The organism is Serratia sp. ID 25-353, from assembly GCF_054792795.1.
Window position 1 is genome coordinate 2,664,408 of the sequence record NZ_CM139236.1, and the last position, 14,440, is coordinate 2,678,847.

The window sequence follows — 14,440 nt, forward strand, 5'->3', positions numbered from 1 at the left end:
TCTTTAAAAAGCACCGGCGATCGGGTGGCGGGCGACAAAGTGCCCGGCGCCAACCTGCACCAGCGGTGCGGTAACGGGTTCATCGCCCAGCACGCGCACCGGGCTCGGGATCTCATCGGCCGGCAGCGGCTGCCGTTTGTGGGCATGCGCGGGATCGGCCACCGGCACCGCCGCCATCAGCTTGCGGGTGTAGGGGTGCTGCGGATTGTCGAACACCGCCTGCCGTGGGCCGATCTCGACGATCTGCCCGAGGTACATCACCGCCACCCGGTGGCTGATGCGCTCCACCACCGCCATGTCGTGTGAAATAAACAGAAAAGCGATGCCGAACTCGCGCTGCAGATCGAGCAACAGATTGACGATCTGCGCCTGAATCGACACGTCCAGCGCCGAGACCGCCTCGTCGGCGATCACCACTTTCGGGTTCAGCGCCAGCGCGCGCGCGATGCAGATGCGCTGGCGCTGGCCGCCGGAAAATTCGTGCGGGTAGCGGCGCGCATGCTCCGGCAGCAGGCCGACGCGTTCCAGCAGCCAGGCCACCCGTTGCTCCGCCTCCCGGCCGCGCATCACGTTGTGCACCAGCAGCGGCTCCATGATGGAAAAACCGACCGTCAGGCGCGGATCGAGCGAGGCGTAGGGATCTTGAAAGATGAACTGAATATCGCGCCGCAGGTGCTGCAGCGCCGGCCCCTTCAACTGATCGATTCGCCGCCCGGCGAAGGTGATGGTGCCGCTTTGGCTGTCCACCAGCTTCAGCAGAGAGCGCCCGGTGGTGGACTTGCCGCAGCCGGACTCGCCCACCAGCCCCAGCGTCTCGCCGGGGTAAAGATCGAAACTGACGTTTTCTACCGCGTGCACCCGGCGAGTGACCCGATTGAACAACCCGCCGCGCAGATCAAAGCGCGTAACCAGATGCTCCACCCGCAGGATCGGCGCAGCGCCTGGCGGCACGGTATCCTGCGGTGCCGTATCCCCCTCGCCGTCCGGCAGCGGAAACTTCGCCGGCAGCGGCCGATCGGCCATCGCCCCCAGCTTCGGCACCGCCGCCAACAGCGCTCGGGTATAGGCCTGCTGCGGCGCGGCAAACAGCTCGCGCACCCGATTCTGTTCCACCTGCTCGCCGCGGCGCATCACCAGCACCCGATCGGCGATCTCTGCCACCACGCCCATGTCGTGAGTAATGAAGATCACCCCCATCTGCATCTCCCGTTGCAGCACACGGATCAGCTGCAGGATCTGCGCCTGAATGGTGACGTCGAGGGCGGTGGTGGGCTCGTCGGCGATCAGCAACGCGGGTTTACAGGAGAGCGCCATGGCGATCATCACCCGCTGGCGCATGCCGCCGGAAAGCTGGTGCGGGTAGCGCCCCAGCACCTCTTTGGCCTCCGGAATACGCACCAGATCGAGCATGCGCAGCGCCTCTTGGCGCGCGCTGCGGCGATCCATGCCCTGATGCAGGCGCAGCGATTCGGCGATCTGCTCGCCGACCGGAAACACCGGGTTGAGCGAGGTCATCGGCTCCTGGAAGATCATCGCCATGTCGGCACCGCGCACCGTGCGCAGCGTGCTCTGCGAGGCGTTCGCCAGATCGAGCAGCGCCCCGTCGCGCCGGCGCAGCGTCATGGCACCGCTGACGATGCGCCCGCCGCCCTGCTCCACCAACCGCATCAGCCCCAGCGAAGTCACCGATTTACCGGAGCCGGACTCACCGACGATCGCCAGCGTCTCGCCGCGATCGAGATCGAACGACAGGTTGCGCACCGCTGCCACGGCGCCGTCCGCTTGAGGAAAGCTGATGCTCAGATCGCGCACCGTCAGCACCCGCTGCGGCAGCAATGACAACCCATCGCCGGCGGGCCGGAATGAAACGTCGGTCATACACCCTCCCGGTGAACGCTTAGCGATAAATCCCGACGGACGGCGCATCGCCGACATAACCAAAACCGCGATACATCCCCTCGCAGTTGAACGGCAGCGCGAGATTGCCGTGGCGATCGACGGCGATCATGCCGCCGCTGCCGCCCAGTGCAGGCAACTTTTCCATCACCACCCGATCGCTGGCCGCCTGCAGGCTAAGGCCACCGTATTCGATCAGGGCGGAGACGTCATAGGCCGCCACACCGCGCATGAAGATTTCGCCGGTGCCGGTGCTGGAGACCGCTACCGTCGCGTTGTTGGCATAGCAGCCGGCGCCGATGATCGGCGTGTCGCCCACCCGCCCGGCCTGCTTGTTGGTCATGCCGCCGGTGGAGGTGGCGGCGGCGAGGTTGCCCAGCGCATCCAGCGCCACCGCGCCGACGGTGCCGAGTTTGCGATCGGGATCGAGCGGATCGCCGGCCTGCGCCGCGCCGTCGTGATCGAGCAATACCCGGCCCTGCTCCGCCTGGGCGCGGTGCAGCTGATCAAAGCGTTCCTGGGTAAAGAAGAAGTCAGGGGCGACCATTTCCAGGCCGTGGGCGGCGGCAAACTTCTCGGCGCCTTCGGCGGCAAACAGCACGTGTTCGCTGTTTTCCAGCACCGCGCGCGCCGCCAGCACCGGGTTGCGGATATGGCTGACGCCGGCGACGGCGCCGGCATCGCAGGTGCGGCCGTCCATCACGCAGGCGTCCAGTTCGTGAGTGCCCTGATGGGTAAACACCGAGCCTTTGCCGGCGTTGAACAGCGGGCACTCTTCGAGCAGTCGCACCGCTTCGGTCACCGCGTCCAGCGCGCTGCCGCCCTGTGCCAATATCGCCTGCCCAGCGGCCACGATCTCGGACAGCGCCTGGATATACAGCCGTTCTTTTTCCGCACTTAGCGCCGCCCGGGTAATTGCGCCCGCGCCGCCATGAATGGCAATCACTGGTTTGCTCATTTGCCTGACACCCTGTGTTAATCCCGCCGTTGCACAGCGAATAAGCTGAGCGCGGTATCATTATTATTTAGTCTTTTTCGACTCTATTTAGTCCTACAGTGGAAGTACAGCATAACGTCCACGTCCCGCTTTTAGCGTAGTCCGCTTAGACCATTTCGCACCTTGAAATAGCTTATTGGAATAAAAACAGCAGGTTATAAAAAGCAGCGAACCGCCGATCGTGCGGCTGAGATTATTGGTAATTTCGCGTGCGGAAATAGCGGCATGGCGTGAGGAAATAAACGTTCGCGCTGAATAACGCTTATTGTGGCGCCCGACCTGCTGCTTTTTCCCCGGTCGGGCGCAGATGATCCGACGATTAAAAGCCCGATCCAGGCTGCTGTAAAAAGGCCTCTTCTTCCGGCGTGCTGGTGCGCCCCAATATCGCATTGCGATGCGGGTAGCGGCCGAAACGATCGATGATCGCCTTATGGCGCAGCTCGAACTCCAGCTGGTCACCGTTGTTGAGCTCGGTATACAGCACCAGCGCCTGCTGGTGGATCAGCGGCGATTCCGAATGCATGAACGGCAGATAAAGGAAGCCGCGCTGCTCGCGGCTCAGCCGTTCGCACTCGCCGCTGCGGATCGCCTCCTGCGCCAGGATCAGCGCCATGCCGTCGCAGGCGAACGACTGCGGCGTACCGCGGAACAGGTTGCGGCTGAACTGATCGAGCACGATCACCTCCGCCAGGCGCCCTTCGATGGTGTCGCGCCAGTGCGCCAGCTCCCCCGCCGCCGCCGCCCGCCAGATTTCGCCGAAACGGCTGTGCAGCAGACGATCGAAATCGTCGTCCTTTTTGAACCACATGATCGGTTCGATCTCGTCGAACCAGAACTCGATAACCTGTTTATGCATCATGATTCTCCTCTGTTTTACGCAGTTTATACCCGATCGCCCCGGCGCCGCAGTGCGAAAGATGGCGGGCATAACCCGTTCTCCCCCCCGGCGTTCTCTGCCATAATACCCGCACTTTGTCGCTATTTTAGCGCACCCTGATTACGGAGTTCCCTTTATGGATCATTGCCATACTTCCGATCTCATCTCCCTGGAGCAAGCGCTGGAAAAAATGCTCGGGCAGATCGCCCCACTACAGCAAACCGAATCCGTTGCCCTGACCGCCGCCGCCGGCCGCATCACCGCCGCGCCGGTGGTCTCGCCGCTCGACGTGCCGCCGTTCGCCAACTCGGCGATGGACGGTTATGCGCTGCGCCTCGCCGATCTGGCGGCCAATGCGCCGCTGCCGGTCGCCGGGAAAGCCTTCGCCGGTGCGCCGTTCGACGGCCAATGGCCGGCCAACAGCTGCGTGCGCATCATGACCGGCGCGCCGATCCCCGCCGGGGCGGACGCGGTTGTCATGCAGGAGCAGGCAGAAGTGAGCGACCAGGGCGTGCGTTTTACCGCGCCGGTTGAAGCCGGCCAGAATATCCGTCTGGCGGGTGAAGACATTCTCCGAGGCGCGAGCGTGTTGCCGGCCGGCGTGAAGCTGGGCGCCGCGCAGCTGCCGCTGCTGGCTTCACTCGGCGTCGCCGAAGTGCAGGTAATGCGTAAGCTGAAGGTGGCGGTGTTCTCCACCGGCGACGAATTGCAGCCGGTCGGCCAGCCGCTGCAGGCGGGCCAAATCTACGACACCAACCGTTTCGCGGTGCGCCTGATGCTGGAACAGCTGGGCTGCGAGGTGCTCGATCTCGGCATTATCCGCGACGATCGCGATGCGCTGCGCGCCGCTTTCGAACGGGCGGACAGCCAGGCCGACGTGGTCATCAGCAGCGGCGGCGTCTCGGTCGGCGAGGCCGACTACACCAAACAGATGCTCGACGAGCTGGGCCAGGTCAGCTTTTGGAAGCTGGCGATCAAACCCGGCAAACCCTTCGCCTTCGGCAAGCTCGGCCACGCCTGGTTCTGCGGCCTGCCGGGCAACCCGGTTTCCGCCGCCCTGACCTTCTACCAGCTGGTGCAGCCGCTGCTGGCGAAGCTGGCCGGCCACAGCGACTGGCGCCTGCCGCCGCGCCTGCGCGCGCGCGCGCTGACCCCACTGAAGAAATCGCCGGGCCGCCTCGATTTCCAGCGCGGCGTGTTCAGCAGCAACGCCGCGGGCGAACTGGAGGTCAGCACCACCGGCCACCAGGGCTCGCACGTCTTCAGCTCCTACAGTCAGGGCAACTGTTTCATCGTGCTGGAGCGCGAACGCGGTTCGGTGGCGGTGGGTGAAACGGTGGAGATCGAGCCGTTCAACGCCCTGCTGAGGAGTTGAGCATGCTGCCGGAATTGACCGACGCCGAAGCGCTGCGCTACAACCGCCAGATCGTGCTGCGCGGCTTTGACTTCGACGGCCAGGAGAAGCTGAAGGCCGCCCGCGTGCTGATCGCCGGGCTGGGCGGGCTGGGCTGCGCCGCCGCGCCTTACCTGGCGGCGGCCGGCGTCGGCCATCTGGTGCTGGTGGATTTCGACACCGTCTCGCTCTCCAACCTGCAGCGTCAGATCCTGCACCGCGACGATCGCATCGGCCAGAGCAAAGTCGCCTCCGCCAAGCGCGAACTGAGCGCCATCAACCCGCATATCCGCATCGACGCGATCGACGGCCGACTGGAAGATGAGGCAGTTGCGGCAGAGATCGCCGCCTGCGATCTGGTGCTGGACTGCACCGACAACGTGGCGGCGCGCGATGCCCTGAACCGCCGGTGCCACGCGCAGCGCAAGCCGCTGGTTTCCGGCGCGGCGATCCGCATGGAAGGCCAGCTCAGCGTGTTCACCTATCAGCCGGGCGAGCCCTGCTACCGCTGCCTGAGCCGGCTGTTCGGCGACAGCGCCCTCACCTGCGTAGAAGCGGGCGTGATGGCGCCGCTGGTCGGCACCATCGGCACCCTACAGGCGATGGAAGCCATCAAGCTGCTGGCCGACTATGGTCAACCGCTGCGCGGCAAGCTGTTGATGTTCGATGCGATGAGCATGCAGTTCCGGGAGATGAAACTGCCAAAGGATCCGCACTGCGAAGTGTGCGGCGGGGAATGACGGATAAAAAAAGGGCGGGATAATTCCCGCCCTGATGCGTTGCCACGAGGGTTACACGATGCCCTGGCTGCGCAGATAGTCTTCGTAGTTGCCGGTAAAGTCGATCACCTTGTTCGGGGTGATTTCCAGAATCCGGGTTGCCAGCGAGCTGACGAACTCACGGTCGTGAGAGACGAAGATCAGCGTGCCTTCGTACATCTCCAGCGCCATGTTCAGCGATTCGATGGATTCCATATCCAGGTGGTTGGTCGGTTCGTCCATCACCAGAATATTCGGGCGCTGCATCATCAGCTTGCCGAACAGCATGCGGCCCTTCTCACCACCGGACAGCACCTTCACGCGCTTCTTGATGTCGTCCTGGCTGAACAGCAAACGGCCCAGCACGCTGCGCACCGCCTGCTCGTCGTCTTTTTCCTGCTTCCACTGGCTCATCCAATCGAATACGCTCAGGGTGTCGTCGAACTCGTATTCGTGATCCTGCGCGTAATAACCGATACGGGCATTTTCCGACCACTTCACGGTGCCGCTGTCCGGCTGCGCATCGCCCACCAGCGTTTTCAGCAGGGTAGTTTTACCGATGCCGTTGGCGCCCAGCACTGCAACCTTCTCGCCCACTTCCACCATCAGGTTCAGCTTGTTGAACAGCGGGCCTTCGTCGAAGCCCTTGGTGAGCGCTTCCACTTCCAACGCGTTACGGAACAGCTTCTTGTCCTGCTCGAAACGGATGAACGGGTTCTGGCGGCTGGAGGCTTTCACTTCTTCCAGCTGGATCTTGTCGATCTGGCGAGCGCGCGAGGTGGCCTGCTTGGACTTGGAGGCGTTGGCGCTGAAGCGGCTGACGAACGATTGCAGCTCGTTGATCTGCGCTTTCTTCTTGGCGTTGTCCGCCATCAGACGCTCACGCGCCTGGGTGGCGGCGGTCATGTATTCGTCGTAGTTGCCCGGATAGACGCGCAGCTCGCCGTAGTCCAGATCCGCCATATGGGTGCAGACCATGTTCAGGAAGTGACGGTCATGCGAGATGATGATCATGGTGCTGTTACGCTCGTTCAGCACCTGCTCCAGCCAACGAATGGTATCGATGTCCAGGTTGTTGGTCGGTTCGTCGAGCAGCAGGATCTCCGGATCGGAGAACAGCGCCTGCGCCAGCAACACCCGCAGCTTGAAGCCCGGCGCGATTTCGCTCATCGGGCCGTAGTGCTGTTCCACCGGAATGCCGACGCCAAGCAGCAGTTCGCCGGCGCGCGCTTCGGCGGTGTAACCGTCCATCTCGCCGTAGGCGACTTCCAGATCGGCCACTTTATAGCCGTCTTCTTCGCTCATCTCCGCCATGGCGTAGATGCGGTCGCGCTCTTCCTTCACCGCCCACAGCTCGGTGTGGCCCATGATCACGGTGTCCAGCACGCTGTATTGTTCGAAGGCGAACTGATCCTGACGCAGTTTACCCAGGCGCTCGTTCGGATCGAGGAACACGTTGCCGCCGGTCGGCGCCAAATCGCCGCCGAGGATTTTCATAAAGGTGGACTTGCCGCAGCCGTTGGCGCCGATCAGGCCGTAACGGTTGCCGCCGCCGAATTTGACAGAGATGTTTTCAAACAACGGCTTGCTGCCGAACTGCATGGTGATGTTGTTGGTGCTTAACACAGCGCTCGCTCTTTATACATAGGGAATGTGATTTGGCGCGCATTATGCCACAACGGGGTTCAGAGATCGCGGGAAGTTTTGGTGACATTTTGAGCGTTTCCGACGGATGAGCCATACCTGCATTTAATAACGCCAATGAAAGTCACAGGAAGGCTTCACGCAGCAAGCCGTACAATAACTGGAACAAATTCACCAAAAATATTAATTAGCGGTATTAATTAAAATAAAAAATGAATTTCATTCTCGCCAGATACCGCACCAGGTAAGAATAAATCGCACCTGAATACCTCTTGAAAATCATTGATACAGTCAACGCACCTCTATTTAATTCTATTTCTTGCCGACTATCGCCACATATTCTGCTATACGCGACATTTTGTGACCCTCCTCTTAAATGCCAGGATTTTTTCAATGATTAATGCGCTACAGCTCACTAAATCGGCACTAAATCACCTCACTGCCACACATCATAAATCCAAAAAAAACATATAAATACAAAATCTTAAAAAAATCAAACCACCGTTATCCCGTTAATTGATCTCGCATTGCATATGATTGTACATACAAGTATATGTAAAGGAGACGTTGCCATTCTGTTGCCGCTTCGGGCGGCGATTATCGCCGTCCCGGATAATGCCACCACGGCCAGAAAATAATAACAACACACCGTCCACCTATCGCGAGAGATAACGATGAACACTGCTGAAAAAACCTTGCCCAAAAGCCAAACGGCGGAGAAAGGCGCGGTAAATTACAAAGTCATTGTCGGCGCCAGCCTGGGCAACGGCCTGGAGATTTTCGACTTCACCGTGTACAGCTTCTTTGCCGCCATCATCGGCAAACTCTATTTCCCCAGCGACAGCGCCTACGGTTCATTGTTGATGTCGGTGGCGGTGTTCGGCGTCGGCTTTATCATGCGCCCGCTGGGTAGCATGGTGCTGGGCGCCTATGCCGACCGGGTCGGCCGCAAGGCCGCCATGCTGATGACCATCGTGCTAATGGGCGTCGGCACTGCCCTGATCGCCTTCGCGCCGACCCATGCGCAAATCGGCGTTCTGGCGCCGGTGCTGATCGTAGTCGGCCGCCTGATTCAGGGCTTCGCTGCCGGCGGTGAAGTGGGCTCAGCGACTACGCTGCTGCTGGAGTCGGCCGGCGCCAATCAGCGCGGCTTTTTCGTCAGCTGGCAGGCGATCAGCCAGGGCGTCAGCGCCCTGCTCGGCGCCTCTTGTGGGCTGGCGCTCACCTATTTTCTGCCGGAAGAGGCGCTTTATGCCTGGGGCTGGCGCGTGCCGTTCATCATCGGCCTGCTGATCATTCCGGTCGGCGTCTATATCCGTAAGCACCTGGAAGAGACCTACAGCGGCGAACAGCCGGATCGTGCGCGGATGCCGCTGAATCCGGTATGGGATCTGGTGAGCAACCATGCTAAAGACCTGTTGCTGGGTGTGCTGGTCATCATGTCCGGCACCGTGATGGTTTATGTGGTGCTGCTTTACATGCCGACCTACATGATGCAGACCTACCACATCGCCGGCCCGACCGCCTATCTGTTCAGCTGCATCGCCTCCGTGGTGCAAATTGTGGCAGTCTATTACGCCGGGCGCTATGTCGATCGGATCCAGAATTACAAAAGGCCGCTGCTGTTCTCGATCTTTGCGGCACTGATCCTGATTTACCCGACCTTCTGGTTCCTCAGCGCCACGCAAACCCTGTGGCTGGCGATTGTTTTCCGCATCCTGCTGATCGGCGCACTAGGCATCAACATGCTGGCGAGCACCATGCTGATCGTCTCGGCGCTGCCGCGCCACGTGCGCGCCACCGGCACCTCGATGATTTACGCTTTCGGCGTGACGCTGTTTGGCGGATCGGCGCAGCTGATCGTCACCTGGCTGCTGGAGACCAGCGGCAACCCGCTGGCGCCGGCGTGGTACGTGACCGGCATGCTGACCGTCAGCCTGATAGCCACTCTGCTGTTCCGAGAGCGTCATAAAGAATAGCGCATGCTGCCGGGCCACGTGGCTATTGGCTGCCCGGCGTAGGCGTAACGCCCTGTTCCTGCAAGACGGCGATAAACGCCTGCGCGGCGGCGCTGCGGTAAGCGCCTTTGCGCTGCAGCCATACCGCCTGCCGCACCGGCATAGCGTTGGCCAATGCCACTTTTTTCAACTGCCGGTTCTCGCGCGCAATGGCGGCCGGCAGCAGCGTGGCGAGCTGCCCACGCCGCACGATCTCGACGATGGCGCCCAGCGCGTTGGCCTCCACCGCCACCTGCGGCCGAAATCCCAGCTGCGTGCAGTAGCGATCGATAAACTGGCGCGTGGCGAAGTCGCCGCTCAGCAAGGCCAGCGGCAGATGTTGCCACTCCGCCAGCGTCAGCGGCCGGCGATGCGCCGCCAGGGGATGGTCGGCGCCGACCATCAGCTCCAGCGTCTCGCTGAATAACGCCGCCGCTTCCACCTCCGCCGACTGCGCCATCTCGAAGGCAATGCCCAGATCCAGCCGATCCTGCGCCAGCAGCGCCTCGATTCGCTCTTGCGCCATCTCCTCAATGCTCAGGGTAATCCCCGGATAGCGGCGGTAGAACGCATCGATCGCCGGCCCCACCAGATAGGCGGTGAAGGTCGGCGTCATCGCCAGCCGCAAATGGCCGCGCGCCAGCGTCGCCACGTCATGGATCGCCCGCGCGCCGGCGTCCAGATCCTGCAGCGCCAGCCGCGCATAGCGCATCCACGCCTCACCGGCGTCGGTCAGGCGCACGGCTCTACCGCTGCGATCGAACAGCGGCGCCCCCAGTGTGTCTTCCAGCTGCTTGATCTGTTGAGACAGCGTCGGTTGCGAGACGTGCAGCACTTCGGCGGCGCGGGTGAAGTTGCCCTGTTCAGCAACGGCCAGAAAATAACGGATGTGTCGCAGCAGCATGGCGCCCCAGCTATTAGTAAAACCTATAGCTGGCATTATAAATGGGTCTTAGACCCTATAGCCAGAAGCGTTCATCATGCCGCCATCGCATAACGACACCCAATGGAGAAACGGATGAAAGAGGTGATTGAAGGCTTCCTGAAATTCCAGCGCGAAGCCTTTGTTGAACGCACGGCGCTGTTTCAGCAGTTGGCGACCCGCCAAAACCCGCGCACCCTGTTTATCTCATGTTCCGACAGCCGCCTGGTGCCGGAGCTGGTCACCCAGCGCGAGCCGGGCGATCTGTTCGTGATCCGCAACGCCGGTAACATCGTGCCTTCTTTCGGCCCCGAACCCGGCGGGGTTACCGCCTCGGTCGAGTACGCCGTCGCCGCGCTGGGCGTGGAGGATATCGTGATCTGCGGCCATTCCGACTGCGGCGCGATGACCGCCATCGCCACCTGCCAGTGTCTGGAGCACCTGCCGACGGTCGCCGGCTGGCTGCGTTACGCCGATTCCGCGAAGGCGGTCAATCAGGCTTATCCGCACGCCTCCGATGAGGCCCGGGTCGCGTCGATGGTGCGCGAAAACGTCGTCGCCCAGCTCAACAACATCAAAACGCACCCTTCCGTCGCCCTGGCGCTGGATCAGGGCCGCCTGACGCTGCACGGCTGGGTCTATGACATCGCCAGCGGCGCTATCGAGGCGCTGGACGGCGAAACCCGCCGCTTCGTGCCGCTCACCACCCATCCCGACGTGACCGCCACCCCGGCGATCGCCCGCTTTTAAGCCAACAAAAGGAGCTAACATGACACACTCTCTGCACAATGCCGCCCCGCGCTCAGCGCTCACCGACACCATCATGGCCGCCAAGATCCGCCATAACCTGACTTTCGACGCGCTGGCCAAGGGCACGGGTCTCAGCCTGGCGTTCGTCACCGCCGCGCTGCTGGGGCAGCATGCGCTGCCGGAACCGGCGGCGCGCACGGTCGCGGCCAAGCTGGGGCTGGACGAAGAGGCGGTGCTGCTGCTGCAAACCATCCCGCTGCGCGGCAGCATTCCCGGCGGCGTGCCGACCGATCCGACCATTTATCGCTTCTATGAAATGCTGCAGGTTTACGGTTCCACGCTGAAAGCGCTGGTGCACGAGCAGTTCGGCGACGGCATCATCAGCGCCATCAACTTCAAGCTGGATATCAAAAAGGTCGCCGATCCGGACGGCGGCGAACGTGCGGTGATCACCCTGGACGGCAAATACCTGCCGACCAAGCCTTTCTAATTGGCCTTTCGCCGGCGGCCCGCCGCCGCCGGCAAATTGACAGCCAACCGGCCATTGGCTACATTATCTGCGCTGAAACGCCGCCCTGGCGTTTTTCACTGCCCGAGGCCTGTATGTTGGAGATTGTAACCACCCGATAGTCGCTTCCTTGCCGTATGGCGAGGGACTCTGACGTATCCGACGCGCGTTTGCGCGGGGATGCGCGTATCTGGGGTTATTACAGGATCTCCCAACATGAACATTTCCAAAGCGGAACAACGCGTGCTGCACGTGTTGGCCAAAGGCGGCTATATCGCCTTCACCCGCAACGACGCCGGTCGCGTCACCCACGTCGAATGCTACACCCGCGAAGGGCTCGGCCTGGCCGACTGCTCGCTGGCCGTCTTCACCAAGCTCAAAACCAAACGCCTGATCCTCTCTCGCCAGGGGCGCCCTTATCGCGTCACCTTCGCCGGGCTCAAGGCCGTGCGTGCGCAGCTGGATAACCGTTAATCATCGATACCGGCCGGGCAGGCAGCCCGGTCGACTCAGCCTTGTTGATCAGGAGACAACCATGAACATCACTTTACGCCACGAAACGCCGGCCGACGTCGGCGCCATCGCCACCCTGACCGCCGCCGCGTTCCTGCATGCCGAACACAGCAGCCACACCGAGCAGTTTATCGTCAACGCGCTGCGTGCGGCAGGCGCTCTCACCCTGTCGCTGGTCGCTGAGCACAATGGCACACCGATCGGGCACGCGTCCGTCTCACCGGTCGTGCTCAGCAACGGCGGCGCCGGTTGGTACGGGCTGGCGCCGGTGTCGGTGCTGCCGGCCTGTCAGAGCCGGGGGATCGGCAGCCGGCTGATCCGCCAGCTATTGGCCGAACTGCAAGAACGGCACGCCGCAGGCTGCGTGGTGCTGGGCGATCCGAACTATTACGGCCGTTTCGGCTTCCTGGCGCAAACGGCGCTGACCCTGCCGGGCGTGCCGCAAGACTACTTCCGCGCCATCACCTTCCAGGGCGCGCTGCCGTGTGCAGAAGTCGCCTTCCACAACGCGTTTAACGCCGAAGCCTAACCCTGTTGCCGGCGCCGTCATGGCGCCGGTTTTCAGTCCTGTTCGCCATAACGCAAGACGGTCATCCCTTCCTCTTCCGCCGGGGGAACAAAGTACTGTGCCAGGCGCTCAAACTCCGTTTCGCTCAGTGTAAACGGATGCTCGCCGCGCGCGTTTCTCAGCGTTATCCGGCTCAGGCACTGCGCATGGCTGACGTCGAGAAAGTGCAGGCAGTGTGCAACACCGGCCTCCTCCGCCAATGCTTTGGCCCAGCGCCGCCTGTCCGGCGTATTCATCGGGAAATCGAGCGCCACGGACCAGCCGCCGCGCAGCAGCTGAACGAGGTGCCCGCCCAGCGCCCGCCGCAACCGGTCGGAACAGCGCGCATAGTCTTGCAGGCTGGCCATCTCCTGTTCATACAGCGTCGCCAGCCACGCATCTTCGACCAGCAACAGCGTTTGCGGTTGCTGCGCCAAACGCTGCGCCAGCGTCGATTTGCCTGCGCCGGCCTTGCCGCACATCAGGTGTAAAACTGCAGGGTAGGTTTTCATGGCGTTCTCCGGTCGTTGCCGGAAGGGGATAAAAAACCCGCCTGCCGGCGGGTTTTTATTGGCGACACACGCGCTATCCCACCCTTTGGAGAAGGGTGATAATAATTTGCGCGAATGGGCGATAGGATTTTTTCATAACTAATGAATATGACAACCGTGCGCCGTTGTCAATTCGCCGTCATCAATCCCTGTTCTCGCACAAACTCGGTGAATAAACTCACTTTCTGCTGCACATGCCGGCGCGTCGGGTAAACCGCGAAGACCTGATGCGCTTCGGCAATCTGTTCAGGGAACAACCGCACCAGCCTGCCGGCGGCGATTTCGGGATCCGCCACGAACGACGGCAGCGAACCGATGCCCAGTCCCGCCACCAGCATATCCCGCAGCATCAGGCTGTTGTTGGCGATCAACCGGGGAGTGAACGCCACGCTCAGGCTCTCCTCGCCGGCGGTGAACTGCCACTGCCCCGGCCTTTCCGCCAGGGAATAGGCCAGACAGCTGTGCCGCTGCAAGTCATTCGGCGTTTGCGGCACACCGTGCTGTGCCAAATAGCCGGGCGCGGCGCAAATTCGCTGGTGCACTTCACCCAGCGCCCGGGCGCTGAGGGAAGAATCCGGCAGCCGTCGGCGAATGCGCAGGGAAATATCGAAACCGGCCGCCACCACGTCCAATACCCTGTCGTCCAGCGTCAGTTCCACCTGCAGCTGCGGGTAACGTTGCATAAACGGCGGCAGCAGCGGCGACAGCACCGTCAGGCCGAACGAAAGCGGCGCATTGACCCGCAGCGTGCCGGAGACCTGCTGCGCGCTGGCGGCAACCGTCTGCTCCAGCGCGTCGAACTCGCCGAGCAATCGGCAGGCTTCCTGGTAATAGAGCTGCCCGGCTTCGGTCAGGCTCATGCTGCGAGTGGTGCGCACCAGCAACAGCGCCCCCAACCGGTTCTCTAACTGCTTAATCTGCTTGCTCAACGCCGCCGGCGTGATCGCCAGATCCTCCGCCGCCTTATAGAAACTGTTGCGCTCAACCACGCGGCGAAAGGCGCGCATCGTCAGTAGCACGTCCATATTATGTCCTATAAGTTAATTATTAATTCAGTAAACCATAGATTATTAACCAAATAAATAAC

The 14,440-nt window shown here is 62.0% G+C and carries 14 protein-coding genes; 7 read left to right on the forward strand and 7 right to left on the reverse strand.

Translation table 11 applies throughout. From position 1 onward, the window contains the following. Positions 1 to 3: 3 nt before the first annotated feature. From ACYF6X_RS12820 to ACYF6X_RS12830, 3 genes are all read right to left on the reverse strand, one after another. Positions 4 to 1,878, reverse strand: coding sequence for a dipeptide ABC transporter ATP-binding protein (locus ACYF6X_RS12820; RefSeq protein WP_130018461.1), 1,875 nt, complete (start codon positions 1,876 to 1,878; stop codon positions 4 to 6). 19 nt (positions 1,879 to 1,897) lie between these two features. Beyond that, positions 1,898 to 2,854, reverse strand: coding sequence for an isoaspartyl peptidase/L-asparaginase family protein (locus ACYF6X_RS12825; protein ID WP_130018460.1), 957 nt, complete (start codon positions 2,852 to 2,854; stop codon positions 1,898 to 1,900). Positions 2,855 to 3,212: 358 nt separating this feature from the next. Continuing rightward, positions 3,213 to 3,749: a DUF924 family protein gene (locus tag ACYF6X_RS12830; RefSeq protein WP_060421380.1), complete on the reverse strand. Its 537-nt coding sequence runs from the start codon at positions 3,747 to 3,749 to the stop codon at positions 3,213 to 3,215. Positions 3,750 to 3,906: 157 nt separating this feature from the next. Here ACYF6X_RS12830 and moeA point away from each other — a divergent pair, with 157 nt between their 5' ends. Both moeA and moeB read left to right on the forward strand, forming a co-directional pair. Next, complete coding sequence (gene moeA, locus ACYF6X_RS12835) at positions 3,907 to 5,145, forward strand: molybdopterin molybdotransferase MoeA (protein WP_130018459.1); 1,239 nt, start codon at positions 3,907 to 3,909, stop codon at positions 5,143 to 5,145. Between the two features lie 2 nt (positions 5,146 to 5,147). Continuing rightward, positions 5,148 to 5,903 (forward strand): molybdopterin-synthase adenylyltransferase MoeB, encoded by a 756-nt coding sequence (gene moeB / locus ACYF6X_RS12840; RefSeq protein ID WP_107227444.1) that lies wholly within the window; start codon positions 5,148 to 5,150, stop codon positions 5,901 to 5,903. Between the two features lie 51 nt (positions 5,904 to 5,954). On the opposite strand, the gene ACYF6X_RS12845 is transcribed toward moeB, so the two are convergent. Further along, positions 5,955 to 7,547, reverse strand: coding sequence for an ABC-F family ATPase (locus ACYF6X_RS12845; RefSeq protein ID WP_063988860.1), 1,593 nt, complete (start codon positions 7,545 to 7,547; stop codon positions 5,955 to 5,957). 692 nt (positions 7,548 to 8,239) lie between these two features. Between ACYF6X_RS12845 and ACYF6X_RS12850 the strand changes: the two genes are divergently transcribed. Beyond that, positions 8,240 to 9,544 (forward strand): MFS transporter, encoded by a 1,305-nt coding sequence (locus ACYF6X_RS12850; protein WP_130018458.1) that lies wholly within the window; start codon positions 8,240 to 8,242, stop codon positions 9,542 to 9,544. 22 nt (positions 9,545 to 9,566) lie between these two features. On the opposite strand, the gene cynR is transcribed toward ACYF6X_RS12850, so the two are convergent. Continuing rightward, on the reverse strand, positions 9,567 to 10,466 hold the full coding sequence (gene cynR, locus ACYF6X_RS12855; protein WP_130018457.1) for a transcriptional regulator CynR: 900 nt from the start codon (positions 10,464 to 10,466) through the stop codon (positions 9,567 to 9,569). A gap of 114 nt (positions 10,467 to 10,580) precedes the next feature. On the opposite strand from cynR, the gene ACYF6X_RS12860 reads away from it, so the two are divergent. The 4 genes from ACYF6X_RS12860 (at position 10,581) to ACYF6X_RS12875 (ending at position 12,784) form a co-directional block, all read left to right on the forward strand. Then, on the forward strand, positions 10,581 to 11,234 hold the full coding sequence (locus ACYF6X_RS12860) for a carbonic anhydrase (protein ID WP_063988854.1): 654 nt from the start codon (positions 10,581 to 10,583) through the stop codon (positions 11,232 to 11,234). A gap of 19 nt (positions 11,235 to 11,253) precedes the next feature. Beyond that, positions 11,254 to 11,724, forward strand: a complete 471-nt coding sequence (cynS, locus tag ACYF6X_RS12865; protein WP_130018456.1) for a cyanase — start codon at positions 11,254 to 11,256, stop codon at positions 11,722 to 11,724. Positions 11,725 to 11,958: 234 nt separating this feature from the next. Continuing rightward, positions 11,959 to 12,216, forward strand: coding sequence for a YjhX family toxin (locus tag ACYF6X_RS12870; protein WP_004939031.1), 258 nt, complete (start codon positions 11,959 to 11,961; stop codon positions 12,214 to 12,216). Between the two features lie 61 nt (positions 12,217 to 12,277). Beyond that, positions 12,278 to 12,784 carry a GNAT family N-acetyltransferase gene (locus ACYF6X_RS12875; protein WP_107227428.1) on the forward strand — a complete coding sequence of 169 codons (507 nt, stop codon included), beginning with the start codon at positions 12,278 to 12,280 and terminating at the stop codon, positions 12,782 to 12,784. Positions 12,785 to 12,816: 32 nt separating this feature from the next. Here the strand turns inward: ACYF6X_RS12875 and ACYF6X_RS12880 are convergent, their stop codons facing one another. Together ACYF6X_RS12880 and ACYF6X_RS12885 are read right to left on the reverse strand one after the other, a co-directional pair. Further along, positions 12,817 to 13,314, reverse strand: coding sequence for a P-loop nucleotide/nucleoside kinase family protein (locus tag ACYF6X_RS12880; RefSeq protein ID WP_063988851.1), 498 nt, complete (start codon positions 13,312 to 13,314; stop codon positions 12,817 to 12,819). Between the two features lie 167 nt (positions 13,315 to 13,481). After that, a complete protein-coding gene (locus ACYF6X_RS12885; protein WP_130018455.1) occupies positions 13,482 to 14,378 on the reverse strand; it encodes a LysR family transcriptional regulator in 897 nt (298 codons plus the stop codon). Between the last annotated feature and the right edge of the window lie 62 nt (positions 14,379 to 14,440).

What these genes read in the sequence shown, in the direction of transcription:
- ACYF6X_RS12820 (WP_130018461.1), bottom strand. Translation starts at nt 1,878, where the DNA reads ATGACCGACGTTTCATTCCGGCCCGCCGGCGATGGGTTGTCATTGCTG.
- ACYF6X_RS12825 (WP_130018460.1), bottom strand. Translation starts at nt 2,854, where the DNA reads ATGAGCAAACCAGTGATTGCCATTCATGGCGGCGCGGGCGCAATTACC.
- ACYF6X_RS12830 (WP_060421380.1), bottom strand. Translation starts at nt 3,749, where the DNA reads ATGCATAAACAGGTTATCGAGTTCTGGTTCGACGAGATCGAACCGATC.
- moeA (WP_130018459.1), top strand. Translation starts at nt 3,907, where the DNA reads ATGGATCATTGCCATACTTCCGATCTCATCTCCCTGGAGCAAGCGCTG.
- moeB (WP_107227444.1), top strand. Translation starts at nt 5,148, where the DNA reads ATGCTGCCGGAATTGACCGACGCCGAAGCGCTGCGCTACAACCGCCAG.
- ACYF6X_RS12850 (WP_130018458.1), top strand. Translation starts at nt 8,240, where the DNA reads ATGAACACTGCTGAAAAAACCTTGCCCAAAAGCCAAACGGCGGAGAAA.
- cynR (WP_130018457.1), bottom strand. Translation starts at nt 10,466, where the DNA reads ATGCTGCTGCGACACATCCGTTATTTTCTGGCCGTTGCTGAACAGGGC.
- ACYF6X_RS12860 (WP_063988854.1), top strand. Translation starts at nt 10,581, where the DNA reads ATGAAAGAGGTGATTGAAGGCTTCCTGAAATTCCAGCGCGAAGCCTTT.
- cynS (WP_130018456.1), top strand. Translation starts at nt 11,254, where the DNA reads ATGACACACTCTCTGCACAATGCCGCCCCGCGCTCAGCGCTCACCGAC.
- ACYF6X_RS12870 (WP_004939031.1), top strand. Translation starts at nt 11,959, where the DNA reads ATGAACATTTCCAAAGCGGAACAACGCGTGCTGCACGTGTTGGCCAAA.
- ACYF6X_RS12875 (WP_107227428.1), top strand. Translation starts at nt 12,278, where the DNA reads ATGAACATCACTTTACGCCACGAAACGCCGGCCGACGTCGGCGCCATC.
- ACYF6X_RS12880 (WP_063988851.1), bottom strand. Translation starts at nt 13,314, where the DNA reads ATGAAAACCTACCCTGCAGTTTTACACCTGATGTGCGGCAAGGCCGGC.
- ACYF6X_RS12885 (WP_130018455.1), bottom strand. Translation starts at nt 14,378, where the DNA reads ATGGACGTGCTACTGACGATGCGCGCCTTTCGCCGCGTGGTTGAGCGC.